Source organism: Pontibacter chitinilyticus, from assembly GCF_039748935.1.
GTDB lineage: Bacteria > Bacteroidota > Bacteroidia > Cytophagales > Hymenobacteraceae > Pontibacter > Pontibacter chitinilyticus.
Window position 1 is genome coordinate 136599 of sequence record NZ_JBDIZJ010000010.1, and the last position, 19337, is coordinate 155935.

12 protein-coding genes are annotated in these 19337 nt (G+C 52.3%); 6 read left to right on the top strand and 6 right to left on the bottom strand.

Annotated elements, in window-relative coordinates; all coding sequences use genetic code 11:
• Nucleotides 1-23 precede the first annotated feature (23 nt).
• Together ABDW72_RS15245 and ABDW72_RS15250 are read left to right on the top strand one after the other, a co-directional pair.
• Nucleotides 24-1580, top strand: coding sequence for a protein adenylyltransferase SelO (locus ABDW72_RS15245; protein ID WP_347159451.1), 1557 nt, complete (start codon nucleotides 24-26; stop codon nucleotides 1578-1580).
• 235 nt (nucleotides 1581-1815) lie between these two features.
• On the top strand, nucleotides 1816-2241 hold the full coding sequence (locus ABDW72_RS15250) for a hypothetical protein (RefSeq protein ID WP_347159452.1): 426 nt from the start codon (nucleotides 1816-1818) through the stop codon (nucleotides 2239-2241).
• Between the two features lie 93 nt (nucleotides 2242-2334).
• Here ABDW72_RS15250 and ABDW72_RS15255 read toward each other — a convergent pair whose 3' ends face one another.
• The gene (locus ABDW72_RS15255; RefSeq protein ID WP_347159453.1) at nucleotides 2335-4761 is read right to left on the bottom strand and encodes an ABC transporter permease; all 2427 of its coding nucleotides are present in this window, start codon (nucleotides 4759-4761) and stop codon (nucleotides 2335-2337) included.
• 293 nt (nucleotides 4762-5054) lie between these two features.
• Between ABDW72_RS15255 and ABDW72_RS15260 the strand changes: the two genes are divergently transcribed.
• The 3 genes from ABDW72_RS15260 to ABDW72_RS15270 all read left to right on the top strand — a co-directional run bounded on the left by ABDW72_RS15260 (nucleotide 5055) and on the right by ABDW72_RS15270 (nucleotide 8039).
• The gene (locus ABDW72_RS15260) at nucleotides 5055-6407 is read left to right on the top strand and encodes a sigma-54-dependent transcriptional regulator (protein ID WP_347159454.1); all 1353 of its coding nucleotides are present in this window, start codon (nucleotides 5055-5057) and stop codon (nucleotides 6405-6407) included.
• Nucleotides 6397-7749 (top strand): sensor histidine kinase, encoded by a 1353-nt coding sequence (locus ABDW72_RS15265; RefSeq protein ID WP_347159455.1) that lies wholly within the window; start codon nucleotides 6397-6399, stop codon nucleotides 7747-7749. Before ABDW72_RS15260 ends, ABDW72_RS15265 begins: the two co-directional genes overlap by 11 nt.
• Before the next feature lie 74 nt (nucleotides 7750-7823).
• Nucleotides 7824-8039, top strand: coding sequence for a hypothetical protein (locus tag ABDW72_RS15270; protein ID WP_347159456.1), 216 nt, complete (start codon nucleotides 7824-7826; stop codon nucleotides 8037-8039).
• Nucleotides 8040-8046: 7 nt separating this feature from the next.
• Here the strand turns inward: ABDW72_RS15270 and ABDW72_RS15275 are convergent, their stop codons facing one another.
• The gene (locus tag ABDW72_RS15275) at nucleotides 8047-8889 is read right to left on the bottom strand and encodes a hypothetical protein (protein ID WP_347159457.1); all 843 of its coding nucleotides are present in this window, start codon (nucleotides 8887-8889) and stop codon (nucleotides 8047-8049) included.
• A gap of 4 nt (nucleotides 8890-8893) precedes the next feature.
• A complete protein-coding gene (locus ABDW72_RS15280; protein ID WP_347159458.1) occupies nucleotides 8894-12895 on the bottom strand; it encodes a DUF7149 domain-containing protein in 4002 nt (1333 codons plus the stop codon).
• A 705-nt stretch (nucleotides 12896-13600) separates the two neighbouring features.
• Between ABDW72_RS15280 and ABDW72_RS15285 the strand changes: the two genes are divergently transcribed.
• Nucleotides 13601-15253 (top strand): tail fiber domain-containing protein, encoded by a 1653-nt coding sequence (locus ABDW72_RS15285; RefSeq protein WP_347159459.1) that lies wholly within the window; start codon nucleotides 13601-13603, stop codon nucleotides 15251-15253.
• 172 nt (nucleotides 15254-15425) lie between these two features.
• On the opposite strand, the gene ABDW72_RS15290 is transcribed toward ABDW72_RS15285, so the two are convergent.
• The 3 genes from ABDW72_RS15290 to ABDW72_RS15300 all read right to left on the bottom strand — a co-directional run bounded on the left by ABDW72_RS15290 (nucleotide 15426) and on the right by ABDW72_RS15300 (nucleotide 19328).
• Nucleotides 15426-17069, bottom strand: coding sequence for an ABC-F family ATP-binding cassette domain-containing protein (locus ABDW72_RS15290; RefSeq protein WP_347159460.1), 1644 nt, complete (start codon nucleotides 17067-17069; stop codon nucleotides 15426-15428).
• A gap of 239 nt (nucleotides 17070-17308) precedes the next feature.
• On the bottom strand, nucleotides 17309-18457 hold the full coding sequence (nhaA, locus tag ABDW72_RS15295; RefSeq protein WP_347159461.1) for a Na+/H+ antiporter NhaA: 1149 nt from the start codon (nucleotides 18455-18457) through the stop codon (nucleotides 17309-17311).
• A 154-nt stretch (nucleotides 18458-18611) separates the two neighbouring features.
• Nucleotides 18612-19328 carry an RDD family protein gene (locus ABDW72_RS15300; RefSeq protein ID WP_347159462.1) on the bottom strand — a complete coding sequence of 239 codons (717 nt, stop codon included), beginning with the start codon at nucleotides 19326-19328 and terminating at the stop codon, nucleotides 18612-18614.
• Nucleotides 19329-19337 lie beyond the last annotated feature (9 nt).

Genomic DNA, 19337 nt, shown 5'->3' on the forward strand with positions numbered 1-19337 from the left:
TCGCTTTAATTTAAACGGATAAGATGGAAAGCCTCCTTTCAAAAGAATATAAAAACGACTTTGTAAACACCTTTGCAGGCGATAAGAGCGGCGACCGGAACCCACGTCAAACACCAGGCGTGTTGTACAGCAAAGCCCTCCCGACGCCAGTTAAAAAACCTGAGCTGCTGGCCTGGTCCGAAGAGCTGGCAGCCGAACTTGGGCTGCAAAAACCAACCGGGCAGCAGGAGATCGATGTGCTGGCCGGAAATGTTGTAACCGCGACTATGCACCCGTATGCAGCCTGTTATGCCGGGCACCAGTTCGGGCATTGGGCCGGGCAGCTCGGCGATGGCCGGGCCATAACGCTGGGTGAGTGGGAAACAGCCGCCGGGCAAGTATGCGAGTTCCAGCTCAAAGGCGCGGGTCCTACGCCTTATTCCCGCCGGGCAGATGGCCGGGCCGTGCTGCGTTCGTCGGTACGGGAATACCTGATGAGCGAAGCCATGCATTACCTCGGCGTGCCCACCACCCGGGCGCTAAGCTTAGTTACCACCGGAGAGCCTGTGCTGCGCGACATGTTTTACAACGGCAATGCCGCGCACGAGCCAGGGGCGATCGTACTGCGCGTAGCGCCCAGCTTTTTGCGCTTCGGCAACTTCGAGATGCTGAATGCCCGCAAGGAAACAGACCACCTGCGCCAGTTGGTAGACTGGACCATTGCACGCTACTACCCGCACCTGCAGGGCGAGGATAAGGTGCTGCGCTGGTTTAAAGAAGTGGTGGATCGTACCGCCGGTTTAATGGTGGAGTGGCAGCGGGTCGGCTTTGTGCATGGCGTGATGAATACAGATAACATGTCTGTCCTGGGCCTTACCATCGACTATGGCCCTTATTCATTTCTGGATGACTTTGACCCGGATTTTACGCCGAACACCACCGACCTGCCGGGCAGAAGGTATGCTTTTAGCCGGCAACCCAGTGTAGCGCATTGGAACCTGGGTTGCCTGGCGGGTGCCCTCCTGCCGCTGGTAGAAAAAGACCAGCTGGTGGCAGCGCTCGACGGGTACAAAGACAGCTACTGGAGCAAGTACTACGCCATGATGGGGAATAAACTGGGGCTAGACCAGGTAAGTGCCGCTGATACCGACCTGATCACGCAGTTTGAAAATACGCTTGCTGCTGTGAAGCCCGATATGACTATTTTCTACCAACTGCTCATCGACCTGCCGCTCTACATGGCGGATGCGCAGGAGGTGGCGGCTTACTTCAACCCCAGCTTGTACTACGAGCTGACTCCCGCTGAAAGTGAACTGCTTTATACCCTGATCCAATCATACCTGGCACGACTAAATACAAATACTATCAAACGGGAGGACTCACAAAAGCGTATGCGTGCGGCCAATCCGCGCTTCATTCTCCGGAATTACCTGCTGCACCAGGCTATCGAAGAATTGGAACGCGGAGAGAACACGCTGTTCCTGCAACTGCAGGAAGCCTTGAAAACACCTTATACTTGTAAGGATGATACTTTCTTTGAAAAACGGCCGGAATGGGCCAGTCAGAAAGCCGGCTGCTCCATGCTCTCGTGTAGTTCATAAGTTTGAAGTATACCGCCTACTAATTTAAGGTGCTGCAAAGTTGCTCCGACTGCTTTTGGAGCAGCTTTGCAGGTTCAAAAGCCGTAGCCGCTTAAGTATAGCAGCTTTTATACTTTGGCTTCCCTCTTAGTTTACACGCTTTCGTAATATCCTGCTTATCTTCGTGGCAAGCGTATAAAAGTAAAATGCTTGGTCAGGGCATTGTTCTGGCCGGAAGTATATAAACACAGCAAGTATGAGGTTAACAGGAAACCTGCGGGATATCAAAGAGAAAAGAGAGAACAAGAACCAGCCGATTGAAATACAGGTGGACCAGATCGAGTACCTGACGCACAAGAAAGATGGGCGTTATTACCAGCCCTTTGAGTTTGTGGATGAACTGGATGTGCCCTTTGTGATCACCGGCGATTGCCTGGCCCGCTCCAACAAGGCGCACCTGGAAGAAGGCGAATTCGAGTTTGATGTATATGATAAAACAGGCGACGCGTATGTGCGCAATGAAAACAAAGCGCTTTTTGTCACCACCGTTTACGACGAAGCAGAGCAGGTAACGATTCTTTCCTCCGTCACTTATGTCGTCACCGTTTCCAATGAGGCGTTCAGGCAAATCAAAACGGACAGGTATGAGGCGAAGAAAGGGAAATCGAAACGGAAGAAGTAAACACAAGCCAAGACTTTCCCGCCACTGTTTTCAAAATAAAGCGCCCTTCCGGCAGTTACCGGAAGGGCGCTTTATTTTCATAGGTTATAAGTGTTACTCCGTCCGCAGGTTGAGCACCGGGTTGGCTGTGGCCGCTTTTAGGGCCTGGTAGCTGATGGTTATAAAAGCGACCAGGGCAGCTACTAATCCTGCAGCAACAAAGGCCCAGACTGGAATGCTGATGCGGTAGGCAAAATCCTGCAGCCAGACGTGCATCGAATACCAGGCCACCGGGAAAGCAACCAGGGCTGCCACCACTACCAGCTTCAGGAACTCCTTCGAGAGCAGCGCCACGATGGTAGACGTATCGGCGCCCAGCACTTTGCGGATGCCGATCTCTTTTTTACGCCGCTCTGCCGCGTAGGCTGCCAGCCCGAACAGGCCCAGGCAAGCCACAAAAATGGCCACACCCGTAAAGATCCACAGCAACGACTTGAGTTTGTCTTCGGCCTGGTACATCTTCTGGAAGTTATCGTCCATAAAAATGTACTCAATCGGGTAATCGGGCGCATACTTGTCCCATACTTTCGTCACCTGGTCAATCGTGCTGGGAATGTTGCCGGCTTTTATCTTCACCGCCACTTTCCAGTAAGCGTCCGGGTAGATCTGCAGCACGGTGGGTTCCATTTTATCATAGAGGCTCTTGTAGTGAAAGTCCTTCACCACGCCAATGATCTTGCCCTCTTTCAGCGAGTCGGGGTTGGTATCGCTCCACACGTTCCAGAACAGTGTCTGGCCAAGCGCTTTTTCGGGCGAGCCGTAGCCCAGCTCCCGCACGGCCGTTTCGTTGATCATAAACGCGTGGTCTGTATCGGTTTTATAGGCTTTGGAGAAGGGCCGCCCTGCCACCAATTTCACATCCAGCGTGTTCAGATAGTCATAGTCGATCATGAGTTGCGTGACATGATGCGGCACCTTCTCCCCGTTCCGGGGCACCGTAATGCCATCGCCGGCTGTCGCATCGCCCGGAAAGCCGTACCCCACCGACACGTTTGCTACGCCCGGCAGCTGCTTCAGGTCTTGTTTAAAGGTTTCGTAGCTTTCAAACATCTTGTCGCCCCGCATCTGGAAGAACATGATCTGGTCACGGTTAAAGCCCAGGTCTTTGTTGTGCAGGTAGCTCACCTGCCGGAACACCACCACAGCACTGACGATGAGGAAGATGGACACGGCAAACTGCACCACAATCAGCCCATGGCGTAGCCACTGCACTTTGCCGATCCGGCTGTCGCTCACCACCGCTCCTTTCAGCACGCGCACCGGGTTAAAACCGGATAAAACCAGGGCTGGGTAGAAGCCCGCCAGTATGCCAACGACTAAGGTCAGGCCGAGCAGGAGCAACAGCAGCAGCGGATGGGTAAAAATATTAAAGCTCATCTCTTTGCCAGTAAACGCATTGAGCGACGGCAGCACCAGCGAGGTAAGCGCGGCAGCAAAGATGACGCTGATCAGCGTAAGCAGCACGGTTTCGGCCAGGAACTGCAGCATCAGCTGGCTGCGGCTGGCGCCTACGGCTTTGCGCACGCCCACCTCTTTGGCCCGCTGCATGGACTTAGCCGTCGCCAGGTTTACAAAGTTGAAACAGGCGATGAGCAGAATAAAAATGGCAATGATGCTGAGTGCCTTTACATAAGTGATATTCCCTTTCTTGAACATATTATACTTAAAGCTGGCCGAGTAGAGGTAGACCTGGCTCAGTGGCTGAAAGAAGGGTTTATACTCATAGGGCTTGTTGGTGGCGGGGTCAATCTGCTGCTTCACAATATCGCGGAACTTGGACTGGACAAAGGCTGGATCGGTGCCCTTGCGGAGCTTTAAGTACGTAAAGAACTGCTGCCAGCCCCAGTTTTTCATGCGCTCCGGGGGGAACTCCGCTGCTTCCAGCGACAGGACAAAGTTAACCGGCAGGTGGAATTTCGGATTGTTTTCAAAAACGCCCCGCACTAAAAAGGGCTGCTTATTTACTGTTAGCTTCTGCCCCACAGGGTCTATGTTGCCGAATACTTTTTGGGCGAATTTATCTGATACCACAATGGAGGAAGGGTCATCCAGCGCTTTTTCGGGGGAGCCATACTTGAATGGCAGCGGAAAGACCTTGAAAAAGCCCGGATCCGCAATAAACTCGCCCTGCTCATACATCCGCTTCTCTCCCCATTCTACCAGGTTCTGCCCATCAAACGTTTGCATGAGGATGCGCACCGTCTGCTCCACTTCCGGAAAGTTCTCGTCCAGCGTGGTGGCAAACATAGGCGACGTGGGGAGTACAGTTTCGTCCGCATCCGGGCTGGTTACCTCGTCGTAGATGCGGTATACCTGGTCTCCTTCCGGCACAAACATATCGTATTGCAGCTCATCATACACAAACAGGCCAATGAGCAGGCAGGCCGTGAGCCCCAGCGCCAGCCCGGCAATGTTGATGAACGTGAACCCCTTGTGACGAACCAGGTTGCGGTAGGCAGTTTTGAAGTAGTTGCGAAGCATAGTTTTAAGATACAAAGTTTAGGGATATACTGCTGCTGTTTCAGCACTCCAGGCGCAGCCGGCCTGTGCCTGAAATGCTGAAATAGGGCAAACAGAACGAATGCCAGAACAGCATATAATTCACTATCAGCTACTTACATTTTCTACTACCCTCTCAGGTTGTGCAAAAGCGCACGGCAAGTGTGCGATTTCGCACGCTGCTATGGCAAGTATTTAGCGGTAGCAGCTCATCTTCAGGCTGTTGGAATAGTGGCATAATTGTAGTTTCTTTCGCTGCTATACTTTGTGTGCTTATGCTACTGAAAAAGGCTTCTGTGCTGATTGTGGATGATGAGCCCGACGTGCTTACGGCGGTGCGGCTGCTGCTGCGCCCGCAGGTCCGGGAGATCATAACGGAGAAGAACCCGGAGAACATCCCTTCCCTGCTCGCGCAGCAAACGTTCGACATCATCCTGCTCGACATGAACTTCGTCAGCTCCATTAACACCGGCAACGAAGGTATTTTCTGGCTCCGCAAGATCAAAGCCCTGAAATCTGAAGCAGCCGTGATTATGATCACCGCCTATGCCGACATCGACCTGGCCATCCGCTCGCTGAAAGAAGGTGCGTTTGATTTTGTGGTGAAGCCCTGGCACAACGACAAGCTGTTGGGCACCTTACAGGACGCCCTCGACCAGAAAGGCAAAGGAATAAAGGCCACCGCACCGGCCGCGCCACCCGCAAGCATAGGCCCGGAGCTGCTGGGCGAATCAGAGGTGATGCAGGACATCTTTTACAAGATCAAAAAAGTGGCGCCTACCGATGCCAACATTTTGATTTTGGGCGAGAACGGCACGGGCAAAGAGCTCATCGCCAAAGCCATACACCAGCACTCGCTGCGCAAAGACAAGCCTTTTGTAAAAGTAGATGTGGGCGCCCTGACTGAATCGCTGTTTGAAACAGAGCTGTTTGGGCATAAGAAAGGCGCTTTTACCGATGCCCGCGAAGACCGCGCCGGCCGCTTTGAAGCCGCCAACAAGGGCACCATTTTCCTGGACGAGATCGGCAATATTTCGCTGCACCAGCAGTCCAAGCTGCTTAGCGTGCTGCAGAACCGGCAGGTGATCCGGGTAGGTGCCAACGAGCCAACCGACATTGATGTGCGCCTGCTGTGCGCCACCAACGTGCCGCTGGCGGAGCTGGCCAACGAATCGCACTTCCGCAAAGACCTGATCTACCGCATCAACACCGTTGAAATAACTGTGCCGCCGCTGCGCAAGCGCGGCAACGATATTCTGCTGCTGGCGAGCCACTTTATAACAGTGTATGCCAACAAGTATATGAAACCGGCTCCGGAGTTGGCCCGGTCGGCTAAAGAAAAGCTGCTGCATTACCATTTTCCGGGCAATGTGCGGGAGCTGCAGTATGCCATTGAGCGGGCCGTAATTATGGGGGATGGCGAGTTGCTGGAAGCGCAGGATCTCCTCTTCTCCCCGCTCGAGAAAGCACCTGCCGCTCCTGCTACCCAAACCAACCTGGAGGAGCTGGAGAAAGCCACCATCCTGAAGGTGCTGGCGCAGCACAGCGGCAACCTGACCAAAGCCTCGAAAGAGCTCGGCATTACGCGCACCGCCTTGTACAGACGCCTGGGCAAGTATGGCTTATAGAAATTTTAAAGCCCGGCTGCTCCTGCGGCTGCTGCTGCTCGGCCTTAGCCTGAGCCTGCCCGCTGTGCTGCTCCTCCACAACTGGGCCGAAGCGCTGGTGTTTCTGCTGCCCCTGCTGGCCTACCAGGGGATGGAGCTGTTCCGGTTTGTGGCGCAGGCGCAGGAAGAGCTGGAGCAGTTTGTGGAGTCGGTGCACTACCGCGACTTTACCCGCCACTTTGATGAAAAGCATGCCACTACGGATGTGCAGTTGCTTCGCAAAGGCTTCAACGAGATCAGCAGCGCGCTTAAAAACATCAACCGCGAAAAAGAAGCCCAGCACCTGCAGTTGCAGCGCATCCTGGAGCTGGTGGAAACCGGCATTCTGTCGTACAACACCGAAACCGGCGAGGTGCTGCTGATGAACGAATCGCTGAAGAAACTTCTGCAGCTGCCCTTTATGCACACCATCCAGGCCCTTGTGAAACGGGACGAGGAGCTGTATGCGGCCGTCGTGCAGCTGCTGCCGGGGCAAAACAAGGTGGCGACGGTGCATACGCTGTTGCTGGAGCGCCATTCGATCAAAGTGCTGCTGTCGGCTACAGCCTACCAGAGCGAGGGCAACAGCTATAAACTGGTAGCTTTCCAGAACGTGAACGAGGCGCTGGACGAAACCGAATCGCAGGCCTGGCAGAAACTGCTGAACGTGATGACGCATGAGATCATGAACTCGGTGGCGCCTATCTCGTCGCTGGCCGATACGCTCAAGCACCGCCTGCAGCAAACAATGCGCAACGGGGCCGCGCCCGGCGATGCGGAAGACCTGGAAGAAGGAATAACCACCATCCGGCGCCGCAGCGAAGGGCTGCTCAAGTTCGCCACTACTTACCGCAACCTCAGCAAGATAACAAAGCTGCACGTGGAAACCATTGCCCTGCAGGAGACCTTTACGAACCTGCAACGGCTGATGGAACCCACGCTCGCACAGAAAGGCATCCGGCTGGAGACCATTTTGAAAGACCCGCAGCTCACCCTGCGCGCCGACCCCAACCTGCTGGACCAGGTGCTGATCAACCTGCTGGTGAATGCTATGGAAGCGGTGAAGAACAGCCCGGAGCCCACCATCGTGGTCTCGGCTTACCCGGCTGCCGATGGCAAGGTGCTGCTGAAGATACTGGATAATGGCAGCGGCATGCCGGCCGACGTGCAGGAGAAGATCTTTATTCCCTTTTTCAGCACCCGGAAAAACGGGACCGGCATTGGCCTGAGCCTCTGCAAACAGATCGTGCTGCTGCACCGCGGCACCATCCAGGTGCAGTCGGAAGAAGGCGTGGGCACGGCATTTATACTTCAGTTCAGGTAAGCGGGGCGGTTGCAAAATGCGGCGGCAGGCCATAACGATCGTAGGCTGCGGCGCGTACCAGTACCAAAAAATCCATGAAGACGTTAGGGATCATCCTGATCATGTTAGGCATAGTCGCTTTTATCTATACCGGCTTTACCTATACCACCAAAGATACCGTGGCCGCTATCGGCCCGCTTGAACTGAAAGCCAACAAAAAGCACAACATCAGCTGGTCGCCTATTGCGGGCGTTGTGATGGTTGTCGGGGGCATGGTGTTGCTCGCTATGGGCAGAAAAGGCAGGAGGTAAAAGCAGCTCAGGGGCAGTGGTAGGCAAAGGTATATCTGACCTCTTTGCCATTGTGGTAGGTACGGGTTTGTGTGAGCGGATAGCCCTGTGCATTGTAGGTATAGCGGCTGTCGAAGGAGCGTTCTGCGATGGGGGTAGTCATCAGTGAATTTTCCACCACCAGGCTGGTCAGGTTGTGCTGGTATGGGAACAGAAAGCTGAGCAGCTTGAAAAAGTCTCCCTGGTTGAACGGCACGCTTATGCCCGCCGCCGGAAGCTTGTGGGCATCAAAGGTCAGTTGGCTGCTAAACGTATTGACCGGGCTGTTTACTGCATATTCTACCACATGGTGGAGCACCCCGTTTTGGTACTCGTACTCCATCACTTCGTAGTCCTGCAGGGTGCCCTTCAGCAGCTCCCGGAGCCTCACCTGCACGAGCTGGTGCTGGCTGTTATAAGTATGCGGAAAAGTGGCGATCAGCTTCATGCCGCTTGTCGGGAGAAGTGTATAGATACTGACTGAATCCGGCAGGCCGGCGCTGTTGTAGGTATACACCGCCTTTTGCTGCTCGTCAGACCTGGAATACGCCGAGAGCACTTCTTCTGTGCGCCCCTGTGCATCGTAGCGCAGGGTAAGGGTGTTGTAGGTCTGGTCGATGGGGTTATATACTTTGTAGCGCAGAGGCTGGTGCGCCTGGTTATAAGCCAGCACCTGCAGCACGATCTTTTCGTTGTACTGCCCGACATTGGCCCGCACCTCGGTGAGCTCGCAGGGTGCATCGGAGTCAGGCACCGGCGCTTCTGTCTCTTTTACGCAGCCGCTGCTCCACACCAGCAGACAGGCTATCAGTATATGTACGAGTACTTTCATAGGATCAGTTCGTCGGCATACTTATCGGGCGGGAAGCTTCATACACTTCTTTCGGCAAGGCAAAACCCGGCTCCACCAGCAGCACTTCCTCGTAGGTGAGGTGGTACAAGCGGTAGACCAGCACATCAATTTCCGCTTCCAGCGCCGACGTATCCGCAGCGGCATCAGCTTGTTTTATTCGTAGAATCTGGCTTACTAAAGTTTGCAGTTCCTCTGCTAGTGGATTATCGAAATCTGGTAATGGGATATTCTGTAAATATTTATATATAAGCTGATAGCCATTTTGTATCTGAGTACAGAAACTAGAAATTAAATACCACCCTACCTTAGAGTTTAGTACACCAAGTAAAGCAAGGTTTTCTGTGGGCATTATCCAAGTAGCATTGTTTCCAAAGAAACCTTCAACATCATAAATAAATGAAGGCTTGACTTGAAAAACTAAGTACATAATTTTAGGTTTTTCAAAAATATCGTAATAAGAGGCTGCACAACGCTGTAGAGCATACCACTCATACCTTATACCTGTTTCAGCTTTGTTTCTATTGGCTAGCTGTTTTTTATAGCCCAATAGATGATTGTAAACTGCAGGATAATTTTCTTTAAAAGCCTCCTCTGCTATACTAGAGGCTCCAGTTATAGAATCATCGTTGTGGAGCGGGAAGTGCCAAGGAATAAATAGGATATACTTTCCAGAATGAGGTAAATGATATCTTTTGATATCTTTTCCTGTAAGAAATGGCTTGATTACGTCAGCACTTCTAGGGTCTTCAGCAATTAACCTTTCTTTGATTTTACCATCTATTACAAACGCTTCATTGTATCCAGTTTTTATACCATAGTATATGTTCCCTTTTACATACCTATCTAATGTACAGCCACTACTAAAGAACTTTTTCATTAGCTCCTGCGAACTTCTATTTGAGAGTGTCCAACCAGTCTCCGCTAATAAACTTGCTTGGACACTATATTTGTGCTGCTGCACGTAGGCCGCCAGCCCCTGCTCAAATTGCAGCGTGTTTATGTTGGCGGCTTCAAACGTATAAACTGCCTCCTGTTCGATTTGCGGCAAGGCCACAGCAAGTATGAGCGGGTATGTGGTAGCTTCTTCAAACACGGGCAAGTCGCCGAAGTCGAGAAGCTGCACCAACGTTAAATTTTGTAGCCACTGGCGCAGCGCCTGCCCATAACCGGCGCGCATCCATTTGTTAGGTATAATGTAGCTGAACTGGCCACCGGGGCGCAGCAGTTTCAGGCCACGCTCCACAAAGTATACATACAGGTCGGCAGTGCCGGCGTATACTTCAAAGTGCTGCTGCAGGTATACTTTAAAGCTGCCGAGTTCTTCCTGCCGGATGTACGGCGGGTTGCCGATCACCACATCGAAGCCTTTGTAGTTGCCCTGCTCGTCCAGCACTTCCGGAAACTCGAAGCGCCACTCAAAAGCGCCTTCGTATACTTTGTTGGCTTCAATGGCCTCGCGTTCGTCCTCCAGTTTCTGCAGGGCTTTCTGCTTGCGCTGCAGCTCTTTCTTATCTACTTTCTTAGGCCCGAACAGGTCGGGGTCCTGCATCACGGCAATGGTGCCGCGTAGTTTGGCCATCCGGTCGCGCATGGGGTCGTTGTTGGCCAGCGTGGTTTTGAAGCCCTGCTTTATTTCCTCCAGAAAAGTAACCAGCTGCTTCTTTACTTCCTTGGAGTTGGTGTTTTTATACTTTGCTACGGCTTCGCGGTAGGCCTGCAAACTATGGCCTTTCCTGCCGAACGCCTCCTGCAGGTCGGCGGTGAGCGGGTAGCGGCTCAGCAGCGAGTTGCCCTGCTTGATGTTGATGTCGATGTTGGGCAGTGTCTGCAGGTCGGTGTACCTGGCGGCGGGCTCCGGCGCTTCGAAACCTGCCCGCAAGCCGGGCGCCTGGGCGTAGCACACGGGGCTGCTCAGGTCTTCGGTTATACTTGCCGCAGACTGGTAATAGGCATTTTTGAGCAGCTCAATCCAGAGGCGCAGGCGGCAGATCTTTACCGAATTCGGGTTGATGTCCACGCCAAAGAGGCAGTTCTCGATGATGGTCTGCTTTTCGTGGAAGAGCGCCTCCTGCAATTCCTGCACCTGCGGGTTGATGCTGCGGTGGCCGTCGGGGTGCAGCTGCACGGTGTAGCTGAACAGCTCGCCGTAGTGGTCCGTCACGATCAGCTCGTCGTTCTGCACCTCGATGCTGCCGAAGTGCAGCGGCTTGCCCTGCCGGTTAAGCAGCAGGCGCAGCTCCGCCTTTATCACGATCAGCTCGTTGAGGGCGCTCACCAGGTAATGGCCCGAGCCCACGGCGGGGTCGCAGATGCGGAGGCTGTTGAGGAGCGCGTTATATTCTTTTATCTTGTCTAAAGTATAGTTTTTAGCAATGTGGAGATGCAGAGATTCGAACCCTGGTCCGGCCGAAGCGGTATCGATGTTCCAGCCATACTTCTCCCGGAAGCGTTGCACCACGGCGCGGCGGATGGCTTCGCGGCTCATGTACATGGTAATGAAGCCGGGCGTGTAGAAGGAGCCGTCGCGGTAGCCGTTTATTTTCTCGAAGATCAGGCCCAGCACCGAGGCTGTGATCAGCGTTTTGTTTTCCTCCTGTATCTCCTCCTTGCCCTCGGCCCCGAAGTCGTAGCTGCCCAGGAAGCGCAGCAGGTACTCCAGCGTGTGCAGCTCGGCCTGGCTCTTGCCCAGGTTTTTGCCCTGCGCATCGCGCAGCACCGTTTGCGGGTATACCGGCAGCAGGCTGCGGTCTTTCAGGTTCGAGATGCGGAGCGTGCGTTTCTCCAGCGCCGTGGTCTCGAAGAGCGAGGAGTTGAGGTACGGGATGTGGCCATACTTCTGGCGCACGTGGGCGGGGCGGTTTTGGGGCCGCTCGGCCAGCACGTCAAAAAACAGCTCATTCAGGTCATCGAACTCGCGCAGGTTGGCGGTACTCATAAACGCGAAGCGCTGGTCGCCCTGGTGGTAGCTGATGAGCTGCGCTTCCAGCAGTTTCAGGAACAGGATGCGGTTCATCCAGGTGATGCACAGCTCCAGCGCCACGTTAAAGAGCTGCTCCTCGCGGGTGCTGCCAAAGCTATAGGGGTTGTCGAGGCCGCTCACCAGGTCTTCAGAGCGCAGCTTCTGGTAGGCTGCCTCCAGCAGCGAGCCGTGGTTGGGCTTTTCCTTTCTTCGGATGAGCTTGCGGCCTCCCTCCTTCACCTCCTCCAGCCCGATGATGTGCAGCAGCTCCCGGTAAAAGCCCTGGTCCAGCGAGTTGGCATCGTTGGCAAACGCCTCTTTGAGCAGGTGCGCCGGCGAGAGCAGTTTGTAGAGCGCCACCAGCTTCACATCGTCCTGTAGGTTTTTGTTGCGCAGCGGCTTCTCGTAGTCTTTTAAGTTGAAGTGCGTAAAGCTGATGCTTTCGGAGAGGCTGGCAATATAAGGTGCGGCAATCTCTTTGTAGAAAAAGTCAGTGCTGGCGCTGGCTTTGCGCCCGGCGGCCCAGTCGGTAAAGTCCTTCCGGAGCTGCGCATTGCGGTAAAACAGGCGGTCGAATTCCAGGGCATCAAACACAAACCACTCGTGCACACTGGTGACCACCAGGTGGCGCAGGTCGTGGTTTTTATGCTCCAGGCGCTCGCGCAGGTAATAAAGCAGCAGCTCGTGCACCGCCTTGTAGTTCAGGTTGTCGGGCGTGGGCATGTCGGCCTTGTTGGTGGGCCGCTTCACCTCCAGCAGCACGCCGGCGTTGCTTTTGGTGGTCGCGCCGGTATGGATCACCAGGTCGGTTTTGCCTTTGGTGTTCACGCCATACTTATCATAATAAACGCACTTCAAAAAATCACGCAACTGGTTCTTCGCATGTTCCTCGCTCTCGCTTAGGTTGATGCTGTCGAGCAAAGTGCGGAGGGCCTGCTTAAAGCCCTCCATGTCGGTGCGGGAAGTCTTGAGCCGGAGGTACGCCTTGTTGAGCGCCTGGCGCGGGCGGAGGAGGTTGTGCTGCATGGGTGCGGTTTGTTTTCAAAAGCAAGATAATCATTTATGCCCTATAAATTAGAAAAAGGCAATATTATACATCCTTTGGAGCTGAGCGGCGGCAGGTTCCGTTTTGGTGTTTCAGGTATGATAAACTTTTTCAATCAGAACATAAACCTGAGTTGAAGATCAAGGCGCAAAAACCTGAACAATCAACAACCAATAACAACTTAAACCGTTCTAAATAATTGATAAATAAAGATTTATACCTTTTCACCTCGCAGCAAAATATGCCACCTTTTTAAACCAATAGCAGTTTAAACCGCCCCTTCTAACTTTACAGTAGAAGCTTCCAGAAAATAATCCCGCCCGGGATGCCTGAATGATATTGTAGTGTAACCACGCCCCTTCTCCCACAGATTCTGAAGCCTGAATTTCCAAACATTCTACTTTCTGAAGCAGCCGATTTTTACCGGTATGCACTCTTTGTTTACCATCTGTAAAGCAGCAAAGTATACTTCCGGTAATTAGGTTTAGCTACCTTTTGCCTTCCGCTCCCGGCCTGTTCAAATCGCTTGTAAAAACTTATAAGCGCATTATGTTGAATAAGGCTCCTGTTACTGACTTCTTCACACTAAATCAGATAATTACATTAAACCGGATCTTAGCTGCCTGTTCCGGAAAATGTACAGCATCGCTACAGTATAAAAGTAATCAGGTTCAATCTAAATCTTTATGAAAAAAACAATACTTCTGCTCATGAGCTTGGTGCTCCTCAGCAATTATAAACTAATGGCCCAGAACTGGGTGAACGGTGGCAATACCCTCAGCGCCAATGGCAGTCTGGGTACCAACAGCAACTTCTCGCTTATTTTTAAGACCAACAATACCGAACGCGGCAGAATAACCAACGGCGGTAACTGGGGAATAGGCACCAGCAGTCCCGGCGCCAAGTTACAGGTAAACAGCGCTTCCGGTGCCAATTCCTTTCGGGCCAGCATAAACGGCTCTACCAAACTGTTGGTGCATAGTAGTGGTGGCGTAGCGATCGGTAGTAATCAAACTCCTCCGGCCAATGGGTTATATGTTTCCGGTAATGTTGGTTTTGGCATAACCACACCCGGTGCCAAAGTACACATCAATAGCGCTGACGGTCAGTATCCGTTAAGGGTGCAGGCAAATTCATTGACCGGTCTTCTGGTCCATAACAATTTAGGTGTCTCTGTCGGCAGCGCTGCTATTCCACCCCCAAATGGCCTGAATGTTAATGGCTTACTAACAATTACCAATGGCGGCCTGTCGAGCACCAACACAAGTGCTACGGGAAATGGGGTTTATGGCAGCGGTTACTACGGCGTGTATGGCAGCGGTAGTAATGTGGGCGTGTATGGGTTTAGTACCGGTCTGTATGGGGTTTATGGCTACAGTAACAATGCGAATGGCAGAGGGGTGTATGGCATTGGGTTAAACGGGGTTTATGGCCAAACAACAACCGGTGGCGGAAATGCTGTGTATGCCACCGCCAGTGCGCCATCTGCCTACGGACTGTTTGCAGCATCCTCACAGGCTATTGGCGTATATGGCTATACTGGCAACACGGCTTCCTATGCCGGTTATTTTGCAGGCAGAGTATACAGCAGCGGAGGTTATATATCTCCTTCTGACCGCAAACTCAAGCAAAATATCACCGAAATGGGTAGCGCCATGGACATCATCAATAAATTGCAGCCAAAGACCTACGAGTACCGTCAGGATGGCAACTTTAAGCTGATGAACCTGCCAAAAGGAACACAATATGGTCTGATCGCGCAGGATGTGGAGCAGGTGCTCCCCGACCTGGTAACGGAAGCAACTTTTAATACCGCAAGAACGATACCTGCTAAGCAAACTGTAGTACCCGACCCTACTCAGCCGAATGCAACAGGCCTACAAACCGAGCAGGTGGCAGAACTTAAACCGGGAGAAGAGATCGACTTTAAAGCAGTAAACTATACCGAGCTGATCCCGATACTGGTAAAAGCCATGCAGGAACAGCAGCAGGAGAACAATGTTCTGAAAGCGCGTATCGCGAAGCTGGAAGCTGCTATAAGTGGCCAAAGCGCGGGTAGTAAAAGTATAGGGAATGAAATACCAGGCGTTTCGCTGGAACAGAACTACCCCAACCCTTTCAACCAGAGCACCACATTCCGTTATACTTTACCAGCCGGAGCAACCGGCCAAATCCTGATCCACGAAGTAGCGACAGGTAAGCTGATTAGAAGCATTCAGGCACCTGCAGGCGGACAAGCACAGCTCAATGCAGGCGATCTAAAGCCTGGCGTCTATACCTATACTTTAACGGTGAATGGACAAGTGGCCGCATCTAAAACAATGATGCTGCACAAATAAAGGGTAAACCCGTGTAGCGCCATCGTATAAAAGCGCCTGTCTCATTGCCGAGACAGGCGCTTTTATACGATTATATCTTCAACTATACTATCCCGCAATCAGGAAACAGCGATAAGTATCCCCGTGTAGCCACAGCGGTTTTAAATAGGTCCCGGCTTTGGACGCTTCTTATTTATTTTGCGGCTGTGCGTTCAATCTCCCGCAGGTTCTCCAGCTTTTTGTTTCGGAGGAAACCGTTGATGTCTTCGAAGTGCTCTTTGATGCGCTTGTTGCCGAACTCAAATACTTTGGTGGCCAGCCCGTCCAGGAAATCGCGGTCGTGCGAGACAAGTATGAGCGTACCGTCAAAGGCTTTGAGGGCATCTTTCAGGATATCTTTTGTTTTGATATCGAGGTGGTTGGTCGGTTCGTCCAGAATGAGGAGGTTGACTGGCTGCAGCAGCAGTTTGATCATGGCCAGGCGCGTCTTCTCCCCTCCTGACAGCACTTTTACCTTTTTCTCGATCGTATCGCCGCTGAACATAAAAGCGCCCAGCATGTCTTTTACGCGTGTGCGCACATCCCCAATGGCGATCTCGTCGATGGTCTGGAAAACAGTCAGGCTCTCATCCAGCAGCGAAGCCTGGTTCTGGGCAAAATAGCCGATCATGCAGTTGTGGCCCAGTTGCAGCTTGCCGTCAAAGTCCAGCTCGCCCATTATGGCTTTCACCAGCGTGGACTTTCCTTCGCCGTTCTTGCCTACAAAGGCTATCTTTTCGCCGCGGTTAATGGTCAGCGACACGTCCTGGAACACAGTATGGTCGCCATACTTCTTGGTCAGCTCTTCCACAATAACCGGGTAATTGCCGGAGCGCGGCGCCGGTGGAAATTTCAGGTTCAGGGCCGACGTATCCACCTCATCCACTTCAATGATCTCCATCTTCTCCAGCATCTTCACCCGCGACTGCACCTGCAGCGTTTTGGAATAAGTGCCTTTAAAGCGATCGATAAACGCCTGGATGTCGGCCATCTCTTTTTGCTGGTCCTCAAACTGCTTCTGCTGCTGTTCGCGCCGCTCTTTGCGCAGTTGCAGGTAATGGCTGTAGTTTACCTTGTAGTCGTAGATGCGGCCCATCGTTACCTCAATGGTGCGGTTGGTGATGTTATCGACAAAGGTCTTGTCGTGCGAGATCACGATCACCGCTTTGGCGTTGTTCACCAGGAAATCCTCCAGCCACTGGATGGATTCGATGTCGAGGTGGTTGGTAGGCTCGTCGAGCAGGATAAGGTCGGGCTTTTGCAGCAGGATCTTGGCCAGTTCAATGCGCATGCGCCAGCCGCCGCTGAACTCACTGGTTGGCCGGGTAAAATCTGCCCTCGAAAAGCCTAAGCCTTTCAACGTCTTCTCTACTTCCGCGTCAAAGTTGATCTCTTCTATCGAGTAGTACTTCTCTCCCAGTTCCGATACCTGCTCGATCAGTTTGTAATACTCATCCGAGTCGTAGTCGGTGCGGGTTTCGAGCTGGGCATTGAGGGCATCCATCTGCGCCTTCATGTCCAGGATACTGGCAAAGGCTTTAGAGGTCTCCCCGAAAACTGTGCTGTTGTCTTCTGTTAGTAAATGCTGCGGCAGGTACGCGATCACGGCCTCTTTGGGTGCCGATATTTTGCCGCGGGTCGGTTTGCTTACCCCGGCAATGATCTTTAATAAGGTTGATTTGCCTGCCCCGTTCTTGCCCATCAGGGCGATCCGGTCTTCGGGGTTTATGTTAAAGGAAACGTTGCTGAAAAGCGCTGCGCCGTTGAACTCTACGGCAACCGCATCTACTGAAATCATAGCTCTGAAATTAAGGCTGCAAAGATACTATAATTCTTTATTTGCCTTTATGTTAAGCCGGAATAAGTTCGTGGAGGGCAAGAGAATGCGACACGGCAAAAGCAGCCGCAGCACAGACACAAGTATACTGAGCTGACCTATACTTCAATCTGCAACGGCATCACAACAAACTGTAAACGGAAAAGCAGGCGGCAGCAAGCAGCAAACTTTATACTTCGGCTACCGCTAAGCCCTGCTTATCATTCCTCAGTAATCGTTGTTTTCAGCGTTGCCTTCAGCGCTACAAATCCAATCAACCCTGCTATGAGTGAGCTTAGGAGAATGACCAGTTTGGTGTTGTTAATGATCGTTTCATTGCTAAAGGCAAGTAGTGTTATAAAGATGGACATGGTAAAGCCGATGCCGCCTAAAAACCCTACACTTAAAATCGATTTCCAGCTGAGGTCTGCTGGTAATTTGCATAGGCCACACTTTACGGCTACAAACGTGCAAATAAAGATACCTACCGGTTTCCCGATGATCAGCCCTAGCGCTACGCCGATGCTGTAGTTTTCAGCGAGTATATTCCCGATGTTTCCGCTGACCGGAATAGCTGTATTCGCTAAGGCAAAGATGGGAAGGATCAGGAAAGCGACCGGTTTGTGCAGGAAATGCTGCAGCCTGGAAGAGCTTGATTGCTCCGATCCATCTCCAAAAGGAATGACAAAGGCCAGCAGAACGCCCGTAATGGTGGCGTGAACGCCCGAATGCAACATAAAATACCACATGGCAACTCCTCCGATCAGGTATAAAAGGAGGTGCTTTACTTTAAGCCTGTTTAGTAGGATCAAAACTCCAAAAATGCCCAGCGCAATGAAAAGGTTTGTCCATAACAAGGTCTTAGTATAGAAAATGGCAATAATTAAGATGGCGCCCAGGTCGTCTATCACAGCAAGCGCTGTCAGAAATACTTTTAGAGAGGTTGGCACTTTGTTACCGAGCAGCGAGAGTATGCCCAATGCAAAGGCGATATCGGTGGCCATGGGTATGCCCGCTCCTGATTGTGTGGCCGTACCAAGATTGAACAGCAGGAAAAGGCCCGCCGGTAAAATAATGCCTCCTAGGGCACCAAATGTGGGGAGTAAGGCATCTTTGATATTCGAAAGTTCGCCTTTGTAAATCTCCCGCTCCAGCTCCAGGCCAATGAGCAAAAAGAAAATGGCCATGAGGCCGTCGTTGATCCAATGTTCAATCGTAAGCCCGCCAAACGTCATCATCCAGAAATGGTGGTAGCCGGTCGCGAAGGCAGAATTGGCGATGAGCAACGAAACAGCAGTACAGGCCATCAGGATTAATCCGCCTGCTTTTTCACTGGCAAAAAACTCTTTGAATAACGCTGCTGCTTTCATCTGTTCGTTGCCTGTTAAATTTATACAGGGTATACGGGAGCTTACCAGGTAGTAAGTACTTCCAGTGTATACTTACTACAGATTTATACTTACCCCAGCACCTCCCTGAAGTATGGCCAACCGGTTGCTGGAAGGATACGACCAACCGGCAGGCTTATACCACCACATCGCCGTGTGTGTAGTGGTGGTAATCTTTGATAACGATCTGCAGAAAATCCCACTCCGGCAGGTCTGCCTGAATGCCGGTTACTTCTTTTACCCGCAGCGCCATTTTTTCGAGCAGGTCGTAGTTGTTGTGCTGCTTAGCTTTGTAGAGCAGCTTACGGATCAGCGCCACATCCTGGTCAGTGAGTTGGTGCACCTCCGGGAAACGCACCTGGTAGCCTTCTTCTGTTTGCACCAGCATCCGGTCTTTCTTGCGCACGGCCTGTGTGCGGATAACGCAGGTACCCGCGGCCATATCGCCGAGGCGCTGGCCCTTGCTGCTGGCGGCAATCGTTACAATAGCCACCAGCCCGCTGGACACGGTAGTATCAACCAACCGGAACACCCAGCGCAACAGGTAATCGCCTATTGTTGGAGACTCGCCGTTGAGCTTGATCACTTTAATGTCGCGGGCCATTTTGCCGACGCTCTGCCCCTGGAGGAGGATTTCGCAGGCCAGCTGGTAAAACAGGATGGGTAACCCGACGATCAGCGCCTGTAGAATGTTGTTGCTGAGGCCTACCTTCTGCAGGAGCAGCACCGATATACAAAGCCATACAAAGTAGATGACCATATCTATGAGATGGGCTATAATGCGATCTCCGACGCTGGCCACCCGATATTCCACCTCCACATGCTGCGTAGTTCGTATTCTGATTGTGCTCATCTTTTATTT